Source organism: Flavobacterium salilacus subsp. salilacus (assembly GCF_004634195.1).
Classification (GTDB): Bacteria; Bacteroidota; Bacteroidia; order Flavobacteriales; family Flavobacteriaceae; genus Flavobacterium; species Flavobacterium salilacus.
The window spans coordinates 321,807-339,178 of sequence record NZ_SKBP01000002.1; the positions used below are offsets into that span (position 1 = coordinate 321,807).

Here is a 17,372-nt window from a genome sequence, read left to right on the forward strand (position 1 = left end):
TCAAAACGCTGAAACCAAAAGCACTAATCCCAACCAGAATATCGGGATGCTTTCTACCCAAAAAAGCGTATAGTACTTTGGTCGGTCAGGCGTTGCAAAAAGTGTAAACAAAGCCGTAGATACAACCAGTATTATATTTACCAAAAGCTGTTTGTAATCTACCTCTGATTTAAAAAACTCCAGGCAGTAAAACAGGATTAATAAAAAAAGGTTGAGCCATTTCGTTTTCTGCACCCCTATTTTTTGAGGGACAGTCATAAGCCCGGGATCATCATCTTTAGAGTCTATAATTTCAAATATGAGTATCAGGATAATAATCAACAGAAATCGCTGAATAAATTTAAGCACCACATCGCTCGATATTGCTATTGCGGCATTAAACAAGGGCAATAATATGGTTATACCTGCCCAGCACAGTGCAACCATATATATTTTAATCCCCACCCAGTTGCGCATATTTCTCTTTTTCGGGAAAAACGGCACAGTATAAAGCAGCGTAAGCATAAAAAAGGCAACACCTGTCAATTGGGTTTTTCGCTCCAGGAATAAAAAACCCACACCTGCTGCCAGCAAGGTAAAAATACTCATTACAGCAATCGCCTTTATTTCAGGAGTAATATGTTTTTTGTTCCTAAAATGGCTTTCATACTTTACAAAATTATACCCCGTTATAGTACCAAAAAAAGTAAAAATCGCCATAGGCACATCAAACGGAATACGAAACATATGCAAGGTCATGAGCAATAATGATACTACCGAAAAAGCAACATGGATGCTGCCGTGTATATAAAAATGAAATATTGCCCTGAGTACCTTCATTAAACAAAAATAATCAATATGCTAAAAGTAATAGATTTATGATGAAAAATTCACAAAATCGAGCCCCAAAAAGCATTTTAATTCGGATATAAATAATTACTTTTGTGCCACTAAAAAACAACGCAGAAAATATACATGAGAACAGATGCTTTTGCTTTAAGACACATTGGACCAAGAGAAAACGACTTGCAGCATATGTTGAAAACCATAGGTGCAGAATCTACAGAACAACTGATATACGAAACCCTACCGGATGACATTCGCCTAAAGGAACCTTTACAATTGGATCCTGCCATGACCGAATATGAATACATGAACCACATCAGGGAACTGGGAGCTAAAAACAAAATATACAAATCATACATTGGGTTGGGTTATCACGCTACCATAGTACCGGCACCAATTCAAAGAAATATATTCGAAAATCCGGGCTGGTACACAGCCTATACGCCATACCAGGCAGAGATAGCACAAGGGCGTCTTGAAGCATTATTAAACTTCCAGACTACCGTTATTGAGCTTACCGGTATGGAAATAGCAAACGCATCGCTACTTGATGAAAGTACCGCCGCCGCCGAAGGTATGGCATTACTGTTTGATGTGCGTACACGCGATCAAAAGAAAAACAATGTAAATAAATTTTTTGTTTCGGAAGAAATCCTGCCGCAAACCCTGTCGGTACTGGAAACCCGTTCTACTCCTATCGGTATAGAGCTGGTAGTAGGCAATCATGAAGCCTTTGATTTCTCTGACGAATTTTTCGGAGCTTTATTACAATATCCGGGCAAATTCGGGCAGGTGTATGATTATACTGATTTTATAAACAAAGCAAAGCAAAACGATATAAAAATAGCCGTAGCTGCCGATATTTTAAGCCTTGTAAAACTGGTTGCACCGGGCGAACTTGGTGCTGACGTAGTAGTAGGTACTACCCAGCGTTTTGGTATCCCTATGGGCTATGGCGGTCCTCATGCTGCTTACTTTGCGACTAAAGAGGAGTACAAACGCAGCATGCCGGGCAGGATTATAGGGGTAACTATAGATGCCAACGGTAACCGTGCCTTGCGTATGGCATTGCAAACCCGTGAGCAGCACATTAAGCGTGAAAAAGCAACTTCTAATATTTGTACCGCACAGGTATTGCTCGCTGTTATGGCGGGTATGTATGCCGTATATCATGGTCCTCAGGGGTTGAGATATATTGCAGATAAAGTACACCGCTCTGCAGTAACTACAGCCGAAGCACTTAATGAGCTGGGTGTATATCAGGCAAACACCTCTTTCTTTGATACCATAGTTGTTAAAACCGATGTGGCAAAAGTACAGGCTGCTGCCGAAGCAAAATCGATTAATTTTTATTATATCGACAGAGAAACCGTTTCAATTTCATTTAATGAAACAACATCTTTAGCAGATATAAATAATATTGTACAAATATTTGCCGAAGCAATAGGCAGAGAAATTAAGCCTATAACAGCACTATCGGGTGAAACAGTAATCCCCGAGAAAATACAACGCACAAGCGATTTCCTGACACATGAAGTATTTAACAAATACCATTCGGAAACAGCTTTAATGCGTTACATTAAGAAACTGGAGCGTCGTGACCTTGCCTTAAACCACTCGATGATTTCTTTGGGTTCATGTACCATGAAACTAAATGCGGCTACCGAGATGTTACCGTTGAGCTTACCTTACTGGAACAGCATTCACCCGTTTGCCCCTATTGAGCAGGCGGAAGGCTACCAAATAATGCTTAAAAAACTGGAAGAGCAACTTAACGTTATTACCGGTTTTGCAGGCACTACATTACAACCAAACTCCGGCGCACAAGGTGAGTATGCAGGGCTTATGGTTATTCGTGCTTACCACCAGTCACGAGGCGATCACCACAGAGATATTGCCCTGATACCGGCATCGGCACACGGTACTAATCCTGCTTCGGCTGTTATGGCGGGAATGCAGGTAGTGGTTACCAAAACTTCGGAAAATGGTAATATTGATGTAGAAGACTTAAGGGCTAAAGCTGAACAGTATAAAGACAGACTGTCGTGCCTTATGGTTACTTACCCCTCTACACACGGGGTATATGAGGCTTCTATTAAAGAGATTACTAAAATAATTCACGATAATGGCGGACAGGTATATATGGACGGTGCTAACATGAATGCTCAGGTTGGGCTTACCAACCCGGCTACCATCGGTGCTGACGTATGTCACCTTAACCTGCACAAAACATTCGCTATCCCTCACGGTGGCGGTGGTCCGGGTGTTGGTCCTATTTGTGTGGCAGAACATTTAGTTCCGTTCCTGCCTACTAACCCTATAGTGCCTACCGGTGGCAGCAATGCTATTACCGCTATTTCGGCTGCACCTTGGGGTTCGGCATTAGTTTGCCTTATATCTTATGGCTACATAACGATGTTGGGTGAAGAGGGGCTTACAAACTCAACTAAATATGCAATACTGAATGCCAACTATATTAAAGAAAGACTAAGCGGTCATTATGAAATGCTTTATACCGGCGAAATGGGCAGGGCTGCACACGAAATGATTATTGAGTGCCGACCATTTAAACAAAATGGTATTGAAGTTACCGATATTGCAAAACGTTTGATGGATTATGGTTTCCATGCTCCTACGGTTTCTTTCCCTGTGGCAGGAACACTAATGATAGAGCCTACCGAGAGCGAAAACGTTGAGGAGCTTGACCGTTTTTGTGATGCTATGATTGCCATTCGTAAAGAGATTGAGGAATCCAATGCGGATGATAAAAACAACGTATTAAAAAATGCACCGCATACACAGGCAATGCTTACCGCTGATGAATGGCTACTGCCTTATACCAGAGAAAAAGCAGCATTTCCGCTGGATTACCTAATGGACAATAAATTTTGGCCTGCCGTAAGGAGGGTTGACGATGCTTATGGCGACAGAAACTTAATCTGTTCCTGCGCGCCTATTGAGGCTTATATGGAAAGTTAAGAAAATGGCTGCATTTAGCAGCCATTTTTATTTTATATCTAAATTTATTATAAAATGAAAGACATAGAAACAAGAGCTGATATTGAACTCTTTATGCGAGAGTTTTATGGCAGATTACTTGCTGACCCTGCTATAAACTATATGTTTACGGATGTTGCTAAAATAGACCTTGAGGAACACCTGCCCCACCTTGCCGATTTTTGGGAGCAGACACTGTTTTATAAAGGTAATTATCGCAAAAATGTATTACAAATACATCAGGAATTAAACGATAAAGAAACAATTACCGACCTGCATTTTGAAATATGGTTAAGCCATTTTACCACTACAGCAGACCTTCTTTTTTGCGGCAACAATACCGAGAAAATAAAAACAAGGGCACTGTCTATCGCTTCAGTTATAAAAATTAAAATATTTAATTAAAAAATTAATAATTTCTTAAAATAAGTCGCTTTATAATAAAATTAAAACAATTCTTATGCATGCATAAGGATATAAATTTAACACTAGTGTTTATTTAAGTATATTAGCTATAAAATAAGGATAGCATGAATATAAAAATAACAGGATGCGGGAGTTATATTCCTACACGTATCGTTAGCAATAAAGATTTTGCCAGGCATATATTTTTGGACGAGAATGGTTCACCGCTCCAATATACAAATGAGGTGGTTGCTAATAAATTTAAACAAATTACAGGGATAGAAGAGCGTCGATATGTTGAGGAAAACCTGGTGACTTCGGATATCGCCTTTTTTGCTGCTGAAAAAGCGGTGGCAGATGCAGGAATAGACAAAGAAACTATTGATTATATTATACTGGCACATAACTTTGGTAATGTTAAAGAAGGAGCTATACAGTCGGATATACTACCCAGTCTTGCCGCAAGGGTTAAGCACAGTTTAGGCATTAAAAACACTAAATGTGTGGCTTATGATATTTTGTTTGGCTGCCCCGGGTGGATAGAAGGTGTTATACAGGCACAGGCATATATAAAAGCAGGAATGGCAAAAAGATGCCTTGTTGTGGGTGCAGAAACATTATCTCGTGTGGTTGACCCTCATGACCGCGACAGCATGATATATTCTGACGGTGCGGGTGCTACCGTAATAGAAGCTACTGATGAAGAAGGTGGCATACTGTCACACGAAACAGCCTCTTTCACTTATGAAGAAGCCTACTTTTTATTTTTCGGCAACTCCTACAATCAGGAACATGATGCTGATGTGCGTTATATAAAAATGCATGGGCGTAAAATATATGAATTTGCGCTAAACCAAGTACCTCTGGCCATGAAAGAGTGTCTTGACAAAAGTGGCATTAGTATTAATGATCTTAAAAAGGTAATTATACATCAGGCTAATGAAAAAATGGATGAAGCTATCATTAATCGCTTTTATAAATTATACGATCAAACTCCGCCGGAAAGAGTTATGCCTATGTGTATACAAAAACTGGGGAACAGTAGTGTAGCTACCATACCCACGCTGTACGACATGCTGATAAAAGGCGAAATGGAAAACCAGGAGCTTAATAAAGGGGATGTAATACTGTTTGCTTCGGTTGGCGGAGGAATGAACATTAATGCTATAACGTACAGGATATAATAATCCGTTTATTTTAATTTTATAATTTTTAAGGCTTTGTCTATCCATACATTTACCTGATAGACGAGCCTTAATTTATATATAACAGTCACATTTATCAGTAAAGAAAGCCCTGTTTTATAGATTAGATTGAGAAGGTTTGAACTTATATCGGGTAACAAATACAAGCCTATACCCGATATCAGGAATACACCTGCCAGTTTTAAGAAATCCTTATCAAAAGGCAGTAATCCAAATTTTTTATAGATAAACCAAAGCTTGGCAACATTAAATATAGTCATCGATATAAGTGTGGCATAGGCCACCCCTGCTATACCTAAGTTGGTTTTATAAATGAATAAAATATTTAAACCCACATTTAAAAATATAAGTAATACTATGGTTACCATATTAAACCTGTAATATTTAGAGTAACTAATAATTTCGGTATTAAAACCCGTACCCATATTTATAAGTACGCTAAAACTGAGTATATATATTATAGGAAGCGTTTCTTTAAGAGCCTGCTTTGCAGGCAAAAGGCTAAATAAATCATCTAACCCTAAATAAATACAGCTTAACAAACAAGCTCCTGTAAAAAATAATAAGCGTGCCGTTTCTTTATACTTAACTTTTAAACCTGCAATATTACCCGATGTGATATATTCGGAAATTAAAGGTGCATAAAGTGCAAAAAGACCAACTGCCGGAACTTGTAACGTTGCTGCCATTGTAGCTCCGTTACCATATATCCCGTTAGCTTCTTCTGACAGTAAATTAAATATAAACAAACCATCTATCCTAAAAGCGAGTAGCGACCCCAAACTTCCTGCAAAAGAATATAAACTATAGTTATAGTAGTCCTTTTTTGAGAGTTGAGTAAATAGTGATTTGAAATTATATTTGAATCCGGGTTTAAAATGCCTGAATATATATATTCCTATCAATATAAAAACGAGGATATAGGATGTCATATAAATAAGCAAGGCAGGTTTTTCTGAAAGAAAATTATACAACAGCAACAAAAAAACACCGGGCAATATAATTTTAGGTATTATTTTTTCGTAAAAAGTAGGCAATGCCAGCTTTTGTATATCCTGGGCTTGCTTTCTGAACAGTTCAATATAAGCCAAAGCTATGGCTATAGGAAAAGCTATATATATATAATCAATATATACATAATCAAAAATAAAATTAGAAGTAACTATAAAAACCAGCACAAGCACACTGATTACGGATATAGAAATAAGGCTGTAATTAAATAGTTGTTTCCTTTTTTCATTTCCCAAAGACGGATAAAACTTTATAAGTGCGTGCGAAGCTCCTAAAACCATTATGGGAAAGAGCAGTTGCGATATAGTATCTATAAATTTAACAGTACCCGAAAAAGCAAAATTGAGAGGATAAATAAACAGAGAGGAAATAATACCTATAGCAGTACCCACATAATTTATAATTGTAAAAAAAAGAGCCTGTTTATGTAAATCTGTATTTTTCAAAGTAATATTATTCCTGATAACAAATATAACGGGAAATGTTTCAGTAAATATAGTTTTCTTTATTTTTGATACCATAAAAAAAACAGAATGTACGAAAACACTTTTCCCCATAAACGATATAAGCTTACTTTAGAATTTTTGCAAAAACATATACATCCCTCTGAAAAAATACTCGATTTGGGGGTAGCAAATCCATTCTCAAAAATAATGGCAAACGAAGGCTACATTGTTAACAATACTGACGGGGAGGATCTTGATTTTAACCAATCAGCACTCCAAAAAAGTAATTATGATGTACTTACTGCCTTTGAAATCTTTGAGCATTTGCTAAACCCTTTTACCGTTTTACAAAATGTAGCATGTAACAAGTTAATAATATCAGTACCGCTTCGCCTGTGGTTTAGCCCGGCATATAAAAGTAAAACAGATATGTGGGACAGGCATTATCATGAATTTGAAGACTGGCAATTGGATTGGCTTTTAGAAAAGACAGGATGGGTAATAAAAGACCGAAAAAAATGGACTAATCCTTCTAAAAAGCTCGGAATACGACCATTTTTACGAAAAATAACACCTCGATATTATATAATATATGCCGAAAGAATATAAAAACCGAAAGCGTGTTGCTTAACAATAAGATCAAAAATTTACTACTTTCCATTACGGTTGCTTTGGGCTGGAGAGTTTATTAAAAAAAGCCCTATTTGCATCCATTTCTATATAAATATGAAATATTACGTTATCATTCCGGCTTATAACGAAGCTGCTTTTATAAGCACTATGTTGCAATCGCTCGCACAGCAATCGGTATTGCCTGCAAAAGCTGTTGTGGTAAACGATAACTCTACTGACGATACTGCAAAAATTACACAATCATTTTGCACAAAACACCAGTGGCTATCACTCGTAAACAAAACGTCTGAAACAGTACACATGCCGGGCAGTAAGGTAATACAGGCTTTTATGGCAGGTTATGAAACGGTTGATGAGGATTATGACATTATCGTAAAACTGGATGCCGACCTTATACTGCCTCACGATTATTTTGAAAAGGTGTTGGATGTATTTTCCAAAAATAAAAAGGCAGGTATGGCTGGCGGCTTTGCCTATATAGAGCATAACGGCGAATGGATGTTAGAAAACCTGACAGATAAAGACCATATTCGCGGAGCGTTTAAAGCCTACAGGAAAGAATGTTTTTTACAAATAGGCAAATTAAAACCGGCTATGGGCTGGGATACCGTTGATGAACTCTTGGCAAAATTTTACGGATGGGAGGTAGTAACAATAGACAGCCTTAAAGTAAAGCACCTAAAACCCACCGGAGCAAGTTATACCAAAGCATCTCGATATAAACAAGGTGAGGCTTTTTATACACTGGGCTATGGCTTTACCATTACTGCCATTGCAGCAGCAAAGCTGGCTATGCGCAAAAAAAAACCTTTTCTGTTTGCCGATTATATAAAAGGCTTCCTTAAAGCCAAAAGAGAACGCAAAGAATTATTGGTAACCAAAGAGCAGGCAGCATACATAAGAAATTATCGGTGGAAGAAAATAAAAGGCAAACTATTTTAATAAAGTAGTATTAAAAAACTATTAAGAGCCATTAAAAAGTGCCCGCAATTAGGTACTTTAGCAGATATTTTGATTTTAAATGATAAAAGCTTTACACCAGATTGGATTATACTTCATAATGATAAAGGAAGTATTTACTAAACCCACCAAATGGAGAGTAATGAAGCCACTGATATTTAAAGAAATAGACGATCTTATAATCGGTTCTTTAGGAATTGTGGCCTTTATATCTTTCTTTATAGGCGGGGTTGTAGCTATACAAACAGCGCTCAACTTAACCAATCCGCTCATACCGAAAGATCTTATTGCATTTGCTACAAGACAATCAGTAATCCTTGAGTTTGCCCCCACCTTTATTTCTATAATTATGGCAGGACGTGCAGGCTCTTATATTACATCGAGTATTGGTACTATGCGGGTAACCGAACAAATAGATGCACTTGAAGTAATGGGGGTTAATACTATAAATTATCTTATTTTTCCTAAAATAGTAGCTTTTACCCTCTACCCGTTTGTTATTGCAATATCAATGTTTCTGGGCATCTTGGGAGGGCTTATGGCAGGCGTATATGGTGGGTTTATAGGCTTTGATCAGTTTATAGTCGGGATACAAACCGAATTTATACCTTTTCACGTTTTTTATGCTTTCTCAAAAACATTTATTTTCGGTATGCTCCTGGCAACTATACCTTCTTTTCATGGATTTTACATGAAGGGAGGCGCTCTGGAAGTTGGTAAAGCAAGTACTACGTCATTTGTATGGACCAGCGTAGTTATTATTCTTGTAAACTATATTCTTACCCAATTACTTTTAAGCTGATGATAGAGATAAAAAATATAGAGAAGTCGTTTGGAGAAACAAAAGTGCTAAAGGGTATATCTACCATTTTTGAAACAGGAAAAACAAACCTCATTATAGGACGAAGCGGCTCGGGTAAAACAGTATTGATAAAAACATTGTTGGGCTTAAACCAACCGGACTCGGGCAGTATATCTTTTGACGGAAGGATATACTCTGAACTAAGTCCTGATGAGAAAAGAACGCTGCGTACAGAGATGGGGATGGTATTTCAGGGCAGTGCCCTTTTCGACTCAATGTCGGTTGAGGATAATGTGGCTTTCCCGCTAAAAATGTTTACGACTAAAAGAACCTCTGAAATTAAAAACAGAGTAAATATAGTTTTGGACAGGGTAAACCTTAAAGATGCCAATAAAAAATTTCCTGCCGAACTTTCGGGAGGTATGCAAAAAAGGGTTGCTATAGCGAGAGCCATAGTAAATAATCCTAAATATTTATTTTGCGATGAGCCTAATTCTGGGCTTGATCCGGAAACTTCTATAGTTATTGATGAGTTGATACAGGAAATTACACGCGAATATAAAATGACAACTGTTATTAATACTCACGATATGAACTCTGTTTTACAAATAGGAGAAAAAATTATATTCCTTAAAAACGGATATAAAGAATGGGAAGGTAATAATGAGGAAATACTGGAAACCAGAAACAGATCGATAGTAGAGTTTGTTTATTCTTCCGAATTGTTTAAAAAGGTAAGGGAAAATCTCCTCGCCGAAGAAGACGAGGAGAATAATAATAACTAACTTCTCTTTTTCTTTTATTGCTCTCTTTGCAGGTATACCCAGCCTGTTACTTTTTTACCGGCGGATAACGTTACCACGTAAAAGTAAGTTCCTGTAGGCAGGTCGCCCTTATCACTCTGACCATACCACTCGTTTATATAATTCTCCCTTTCATATACCTGTAACCCGTACCTGTTAAATATTTGAAGGTCTTTTACATCAAGATTAGATAAGTCAAATGTTTGGTTATAGCCATCATCATTAGGCGAAATACCTCGCGGTATAAAGCATGATGTGTTTTCTACCATTATCGATGCTTCTACACTACAGCCTTCAGTATTGGTAACGGTTACAAAATATTCGCCTGTTGCAAGGTCTGTTATTACTGCTTCTTCACCAGTATAACTATAACCATCAGGTCCTGACCATTGAAACTGCGAACCGGTCATTTCATCAATATTAGTTATCGAAATAATGTATTCAAAATTTTCACAACCGGCTTCAAGCGCTACTTCAAACCCTGCTACATTTTGAGTGATGCTTACAGATTCTGATGTTTCACAACCACTATTGTTCACAAACACCTCATAAGTACCTATTTCAAAAACCTGAATATCACTGTCTGTAACACCTGATATAAGCTCTCCTTCATAATACCACTCAAAAGTTACATTCGCTGTTTCAAAGTTTTGCGGGGCTACGCCTATTATTGTACTTTGTCCTTCACACAAGGCGGTTTCACCTTGTATGTCAAAAGCAGGTATTGCATTAACGGTTACATTAACGGTAGCAACCGGAGATGTACAACCGTTTGCCGTAGCAGTAACACTATATATTCCCGTAGCAGAAACGCCTGCATCGGCAATAAGCGGGTTAGCATCTGCCGATGTAAAATTGTCAGGACCTGTCCATTGGTAAGTAACCCCGGCTTGCGGTACAACTGAAAACTGAACATCTTCACCTTCACACACGGGATTAACTGCTGCTAAAGAAGGAGTTTGCGGTATATCGTTTAGCGTAAGTGTTATAATTGCTTCATCAAAAGAATCGCATAATCCGTTTACAGTATATTTAAAATTGTAAGTTCCTGCTGCTAAACCATCGGTATCCAGCATATTTCCTGTAAGTGCGCCACTTGTATCAGTATCTTCCCATGTACCACCGTTATCATGCGGAGTAGTAAGGTAGTCCGTAAGGTTAATAACAGCTCCTTCATTACATACTGTATTACTTACATCTCCACCTGCATTAGGCAATGCGTTAGCTGTTACTTCATATTCCAATACTTGGTTCATACAAGAATTCTCGTTAGTAGTGGTTATACTGACATAATATGTACCTGAATCTGCTATTGAATCAAAATTAAGAAAGGTCAGACTGTTTGTGGTACTAAGTATGTTATCAGGGTTTGACGCTTCATACCATTCATAATTAAGGAATGAGAAAGGCTGTACCGAAAGCGTACTTTCTTCTCCTTCACAAAATCCTGAAGCAGAAATAGCAACAGGGTCTAAAGCATTTATATTGAACTGGGCGTTTACTATATTACCGCAATCATCAGTAACCTGAAAGTTATAGTAAGCTGCTTCTATACCCGAAAATATATTCGAAGTACCGTTATCAACTAAAAAGGGCTCTCCGTTTTTAGTTGTAATTTTGTAAGTAAACGGTGCCACACCCTCTACCTCTACGGCTACTTCTGTGAGTCCGCCCGCACACGGAAAGCTAAATACATCTGTTATAACAGGTGCTCCGGTAAAGGTAAAAGTATCTATAACAGAGAAGCAAAAGCTATTTACCGTGCTACTGTTAGAATAAGTATAGAAAGCCTTTATTATACGAAAATCGCCTATGGTGGAATAGAATGGTAATGCCTCCGGGGCAAGATTTAAATCAACAACATCAGAGTTCGCACCGTTTGGCAAGCCTGAGGTATAGGGTGTGCCTGTTACAGGGTCTCCCCAAGTATCGGTATCCTCGTCATAGCGTTGCAGCCAAAACGACTGTACATAATTACCGTTACTAAAGTGATTTACATCTACCTGAAAAGAACCGCAATAAGGTATTACCTCTACTTCATTGATTTGTATGGTATAACCTATTACATCTGTCAATTTGATGCGCTCTATGCCGCACTCATCATTAGTGGTAAACTCATAACTTCCTGCCGGTAACGAATCCATATAAAAATCGCCGTTGGTAGCAATATTGCCCGATACATCTATAGGATAAGTATCACTATATTCTGCAGGACCATCAGTAATAATTACAGTTACAAGGTCACCATCAGCATTAAGGCGTATTGAGCCAAAGCCTTCTTCGCATCCGGGGCGTTGTAATACGCTTATATTCGGGCTTCCGCCTGTAACCTCTACTTCTACCTCCTCTGTATATTCATCGCCACAGGAATCGATTATCTCAAAAGTATAGTTGCCTAAAGGCAAATCTCCCATCATAAAAATACCCTCGCCATCTACCAGCTCACTTACGTCTTGAGGAAGAGTTCCTTCATACCCTTCGTGGGCTTCGGTTATTATTATACTGGTTATTATTCTGGTATTAATTTCTATCTCTACACTGCCTACATCTGAGCCACATGTTGCATTTACGCTTACCTGTGGTTGCAGTTCCGGGGGTGAAATTTCGAAATCTCCGGTATAGCTTCTTCCGCAGGCGTCGTTAAGGGTTACGGTATAATTTCCTTCCGGTACAGGGTTACCTTCTGAAAAATATACTGCGCTGCCATCAAAATTAGGATGATTTACGTTATAATCGGTCGGGTTAAACCCTGCGGGTGCCACATCAAAACTAATTGTAACAGGCCCTACAAAATTAATGGGATTTATAGTAAGTGAATTATCATTACAACCAAAGTTATCTACTGAATTGCCAAACTGAAGTTTTTGATCAACTACATTATTATTTCTGGTGAAAATATTACCGCAAGCATCGGTTACCACTAAGTCGTAGTGATACTCCTGGTCATTATAAAAAGGGATTTCTGCATATACTGTATTTGGATTTGTAATACTGCCGGTTGTTACTGTTTCTGTAACTATTGACGGCGCGCCTCCTCCGGGCGGATATACAGAATATTGAAAAGTAAGTGGCCAAAAAATATTGTATCCGCTTGTAGCAACGGTATAATTATTACCCACTACTATGGTATTACAGTCAGGCAATTCTCCGCCTATAAATACAGGCCCTCCTATATTTATTGCTGTATTATCCTGTATTACCTGAACTGTGTTTACCACTGCCTCGCCACAATTATCATAAACCCTTATAGTGTATAACCCTGTAGGTAAGTTATTAAAAACATTTGATGGCTGTTGTGGTGTGGTTACAGGTCCTGATAATATTTCATAGGATACTGCATTGCCCGTAAGTACATTTACGGTAATCAATCCGTCATTACCACATTGTACTTTTTGGGTAGTAAGACCATAGGTAAGCAGTATTACCTGATTGGCAATAACAGCATTTGCCTGGCTTGTGTTAGACAATGCTCCTAATGATTGTGTGGCTACCACAAGATAGCTGCCTGCCGAAAGCCCGGTAGCAGTATTAGCAGTAACAACAGTTACGGGTGTGGTAGTATCGGGCAATAAATATACTGCATAATCTATAGAAGCCGCAGGATCATTGCCTGTAACGGTAAATGTAAGTGCTCCATTACCCAAACAGGTTTGGGGCGTGGGTGTAACTGTTAACGTAAATTCGGGAAGTTGTCCATAAGAAAACAGCGTACAGAAAAGCAATACAAAAACAGCGATTGTTTTTTTTATTGGTAGGTGATTAATCATAGAGTTTTTTTTAAACCTGATAAAGATAAATATTATGTTAATCAGGCAATGGCATCGATAGCTAATTTAACAGAAACATCTTAAACAGATTATACCCTACCTTAAAACCTTACTTTTTTATAATACTATGTTATGGTGAAGGAACAATGCTTATAAATTTTTTTATTTCCTGCTCTTTATTTTTAGGGTAAATTAAGAGTATATCTCCCCTATCTACTACTATAAAGTTATCAAGACCATCTATCACTACTGTTTTACCTTTATCCGTACGAATGATATTGTTTGTAGTATTTTCCATGAAAACTTCGGCATTAATTACTGCATTATTGTTTTCATCTTTGTTGAGCTTATCATAAAGCGAACCCCATGTTCCTAAATCATTCCAGCCAAAAGTTGCAGGTATTACATACACGTTATCAGCACTTTCCATTACCGCATAATCTATAGAGATATTATCTGACTTAACATAATTTTCATCAATAAAAGCTCTTTCTCCTTCAACGTTATAGTTATTATATCCGCCATCAAAAAGGGCATACATTGCAGGCTGAAATTTCTGAAATGCACTGATTATCGATTTTATGCTCCAAATAAAAATACCTGCATTCCACAAAAAGTTGCCACTGCTCAAAAAAGCTTTGGCTGTTTCATAATCAGGTTTCTCTCTAAAATGCGATACTTTTTTTACTGCATTGTTATCTGATTTATTATACTCAATATACCCATAGCCTGTATTAGGAAATGTAGGCTGTATGCCAAGTGTCATCAGCACATTTTCTTTTTCGGCATATTCAAACGAACGGCTGAGGTTATCTATAAAAGCATCTTCGTTTTCTATCCAGTGGTCGCTTGGCGCTACCACCATAACGGCATCCGGATTTAGCTTTTTGATTTTTAATGATGCATACAAAATACAAGGGGCAGTATTGCGCATAGCAGGCTCGAGTACTACCTGCTCCTGTTTTATTTGAGGCAGTTGTTGTAAAACCTGATCGTTATACTTATCATTGGTAAGAATAAATATATTTTCGTGGGGAATTATTCTTGTCAGCCTGTTAAATGTTTTCTGGATAAGCGTTTCGCCTGTTCCCAACATATCATGAAATTGTTTGGGGAACTCTTCTGTACTTACAGGCCAAAATCTTGAACCCACACCACCTGCCATTATTACTGCATAATAATTATTATTCATCACTTAGTTTTAAAAATATTTAGTAAAGATTTTATAAATCCATACAGTTAAAATGGATTTTTACTCTCTTTAGCATAATTAAGGCAGTAACTCTACCTCTGCATTAGGGTTAAATAAATAAATTTTGCCCGTACTCATCTCAAGGCACTCATAGCGTTTTACCCGTTGTGCCCCTTTTTTAAAAATTTTTCCGTTATGGATGCGGAAATTACTGCCATATGGTATCTCAAAGATATAATTCTTTTCTGACTTTTCATCAAATTGCTTTAATGCAATAGACAATGTAGCATCGGTATCGCTGCTTGCCTTTGGGTTTCTGAAGTGTCTTGCAAGCAGCGGTAATAACTGATTAGGGAAAATCTCAGGCCGAATGAACGGTACCATTAACTGCTGAAATGTATATTTCCACTCCTGCCCGTGAGGCTTTATGTTGCGCCCATATTTTTCAAATGCGGCAAGATGAGCTATTTCGTGTACGAGGGTTATTAAAAAACGATACTTGTTAAGGTTTGCATTTACCGTTATCTGATGATAACCCCGCGCATCCCTCCTGTAGTCACCATGCCGTGTAACTCTTTCGTTTACTATTTTAAGATTTACGCCATGGTGTTTAATCATCTCAAAAATGATGTCAACAGCATGTTCGGGTAAATATGGGGCGATAATATGCTTCACAATACTAATAATTCTCTATGGGGTGGTAGATGATACCTGCAGTACCTTTCCGTTATAATATTTATTCCCTGTAAGGGCAAAATTGCAAATATAATCAGCCATATCTTTTGCCGAAAGCGGTGCATTATATCCCGGGAACGCTTCTTGCAGCATCTCGGTATTTACAGCGCCAAGTGCCAATACATTAAAGGCTATTCCTTTTTCTTTATATTCTTCTGCCAAAAGTTCCGAAAGGGTTATTACTGCCCCTTTACTGGAGCTGTATGCCGATAGCCCCGCAAATTTAGCAGAGCCTTGCACACCTCCCATACTGCTTATGGTAACCACATGACCTCCTGCTTGCATATAGGGCAACACGGCTCGGTTTAATGCTGCTACGCCAAATACATTAACCTTATAGATATATTCAAACTCATCGGCTGTTATATCGCCAAAAGGTTTTAGTAGTAATGCTCCGGCATTATGCAATAGTATATCTACTTTTTTCCAGGTCGTTTTTAAAAAGTGGACTATTGTATCTAAATCTTCAGCAAATGAAATATCAACACTAAAACAGGTAATATTTTTATGGGCTGATAATGCCTGCGGTATTTTGCGCGACAGTGCTAATACCTGATGTCCGGCATCGGCAAACTGCAAAGCCATTTCATAACCTATACCCCTGCTTGTTCCGGTTATTATTATGTTTTTCATTATTTTTTAAGTGCTATTTCGTGTGTTTTGGCATTTATCATTTTTGTGACTACGGGCAACATCTTTTGCATAAAACTCGCCATGTGTGCCGTGTCCATATTCTCAAATTCATCATCAAGATGATGATAATACTGAAAAGTATTCATATTAGTAGTACATACGGTATGGGCAGGGATATTCATTTCTAAATAAAAAGGATAATTATCCGATGCTTTAAAAAGCTGATATTTTACTGCAAAATCAGTATAACCAAATAATTTTGCTCCGGCATACTCATTCATCTTCTCTGTTATGTTCGATCGGCTGTAGCCGGTAACATAGGCTTCTATATCCATCCCTAACGGCACGCCTATCATTTCAAAATTAAGCATTACATACGGAATAAAATTTGCCTGCTTTAATTTGCCTGCAAGATGATAGCTCCCAAGCAATCCTTTTTCTTCTGCCGAGAAGAAGCAAAATAGTATGCTGCGTTTATTCGCTTTTGTTTTGGCAAAATACTTTACCAGTTCAGTAACTGCCGTAGTACCCGATGCATTATCATCAGCACCATTATAAACGGTATCACCATTTTGTATGGCAGTCGCCATACCAATATGGTCGTAATGCGCACCGATAATTACATATTCATCTTTCAGTTTCGGGTCATTACCCTCAAGGTAGCCTACAATATTATACGCCGGTTTATCAAAATTAGAAAGTGTATCCCTGTACGTAATAAAATAAGGTTTAACACTGTTTTTGGTAAAAACATCTTCCAGAAAAAGCGCTGCTTTCTCGATACCCTCGCTACCGCTGTTGCGCCCCTGCAGGTCATCTGACGACAGAAAGCGTAATGTTTCGGCAATTTGTTGTTCGTTTACGGTATAACTTTCTTTTTTACTTTTTTGAGCAAATGATGTATTAATATACCCAAGAGCAATAAACAATAAAAGCAGTCTTCTGTTCATAGTATGTA

The 17,372-nt window shown here is 37.9% G+C and carries 14 protein-coding genes; 7 read left to right on the forward strand and 7 right to left on the reverse strand.

What is annotated here, in order from left to right; all coding sequences use genetic code 11:
- Positions 1-819, reverse strand: coding sequence for a UbiA prenyltransferase family protein (locus E0W68_RS04475; protein WP_135218207.1), 819 nt, complete (start codon positions 817-819; stop codon positions 1-3).
- 135 nt (positions 820-954) lie between these two features.
- On the opposite strand from E0W68_RS04475, the gene gcvP reads away from it, so the two are divergent.
- From gcvP to E0W68_RS04490, 3 genes are all read left to right on the forward strand, one after another.
- Positions 955-3,804 carry an aminomethyl-transferring glycine dehydrogenase gene (gcvP, locus tag E0W68_RS04480; protein WP_135218208.1) on the forward strand — a complete coding sequence of 950 codons (2,850 nt, stop codon included), beginning with the start codon at positions 955-957 and terminating at the stop codon, positions 3,802-3,804.
- A gap of 54 nt (positions 3,805-3,858) precedes the next feature.
- Positions 3,859-4,227: a group III truncated hemoglobin gene (locus E0W68_RS04485; RefSeq protein WP_135218209.1), complete on the forward strand. Its 369-nt coding sequence runs from the start codon at positions 3,859-3,861 to the stop codon at positions 4,225-4,227.
- Positions 4,228-4,352: 125 nt separating this feature from the next.
- Positions 4,353-5,411 (forward strand): 3-oxoacyl-ACP synthase III family protein, encoded by a 1,059-nt coding sequence (locus E0W68_RS04490; RefSeq protein ID WP_135218210.1) that lies wholly within the window; start codon positions 4,353-4,355, stop codon positions 5,409-5,411.
- An 8-nt stretch (positions 5,412-5,419) separates the two neighbouring features.
- On the opposite strand, the gene E0W68_RS04495 is transcribed toward E0W68_RS04490, so the two are convergent.
- A complete protein-coding gene (locus E0W68_RS04495; protein WP_225990325.1) occupies positions 5,420-6,889 on the reverse strand; it encodes an MATE family efflux transporter in 1,470 nt (489 codons plus the stop codon).
- 87 nt (positions 6,890-6,976) lie between these two features.
- Here E0W68_RS04495 and E0W68_RS04500 point away from each other — a divergent pair, with 87 nt between their 5' ends.
- The 4 genes from E0W68_RS04500 to E0W68_RS04515 all read left to right on the forward strand — a co-directional run bounded on the left by E0W68_RS04500 (position 6,977) and on the right by E0W68_RS04515 (position 10,069).
- The gene (locus tag E0W68_RS04500) at positions 6,977-7,498 is read left to right on the forward strand and encodes a methyltransferase domain-containing protein (protein ID WP_135218212.1); all 522 of its coding nucleotides are present in this window, start codon (positions 6,977-6,979) and stop codon (positions 7,496-7,498) included.
- Between the two features lie 117 nt (positions 7,499-7,615).
- Entirely contained in the window at positions 7,616-8,464 is an 849-nt protein-coding gene (locus E0W68_RS04505) for a glycosyltransferase family 2 protein (protein WP_135218213.1), read from the forward strand.
- A gap of 79 nt (positions 8,465-8,543) precedes the next feature.
- The gene (locus tag E0W68_RS04510; protein WP_135218214.1) at positions 8,544-9,284 is read left to right on the forward strand and encodes an MlaE family ABC transporter permease; all 741 of its coding nucleotides are present in this window, start codon (positions 8,544-8,546) and stop codon (positions 9,282-9,284) included.
- On the forward strand, positions 9,284-10,069 hold the full coding sequence (locus E0W68_RS04515; protein ID WP_135218215.1) for an ABC transporter ATP-binding protein: 786 nt from the start codon (positions 9,284-9,286) through the stop codon (positions 10,067-10,069). The genes E0W68_RS04510 and E0W68_RS04515 overlap by 1 nt, the downstream gene beginning before the upstream one ends.
- A gap of 14 nt (positions 10,070-10,083) precedes the next feature.
- Here E0W68_RS04515 and E0W68_RS04520 read toward each other — a convergent pair whose 3' ends face one another.
- From E0W68_RS04520 to E0W68_RS04540, 5 genes are all read right to left on the reverse strand, one after another.
- A complete protein-coding gene (locus E0W68_RS04520; protein ID WP_135218216.1) occupies positions 10,084-13,854 on the reverse strand; it encodes a T9SS type B sorting domain-containing protein in 3,771 nt (1,256 codons plus the stop codon).
- Positions 13,855-13,984: 130 nt separating this feature from the next.
- Positions 13,985-15,046: a mannose-1-phosphate guanylyltransferase gene (locus E0W68_RS04525; RefSeq protein WP_135218217.1), complete on the reverse strand. Its 1,062-nt coding sequence runs from the start codon at positions 15,044-15,046 to the stop codon at positions 13,985-13,987.
- 78 nt (positions 15,047-15,124) lie between these two features.
- On the reverse strand, positions 15,125-15,721 hold the full coding sequence (locus tag E0W68_RS04530) for a SprT-like domain-containing protein (RefSeq protein ID WP_135218218.1): 597 nt from the start codon (positions 15,719-15,721) through the stop codon (positions 15,125-15,127).
- Positions 15,722-15,736: 15 nt separating this feature from the next.
- Positions 15,737-16,414, reverse strand: a complete 678-nt coding sequence (locus tag E0W68_RS04535) for an SDR family NAD(P)-dependent oxidoreductase (RefSeq protein ID WP_135218219.1) — start codon at positions 16,412-16,414, stop codon at positions 15,737-15,739.
- Positions 16,414-17,364, reverse strand: coding sequence for a M20/M25/M40 family metallo-hydrolase (locus E0W68_RS04540; protein WP_135218220.1), 951 nt, complete (start codon positions 17,362-17,364; stop codon positions 16,414-16,416). The genes E0W68_RS04535 and E0W68_RS04540 overlap by 1 nt, the downstream gene beginning before the upstream one ends.
- Positions 17,365-17,372 lie beyond the last annotated feature (8 nt).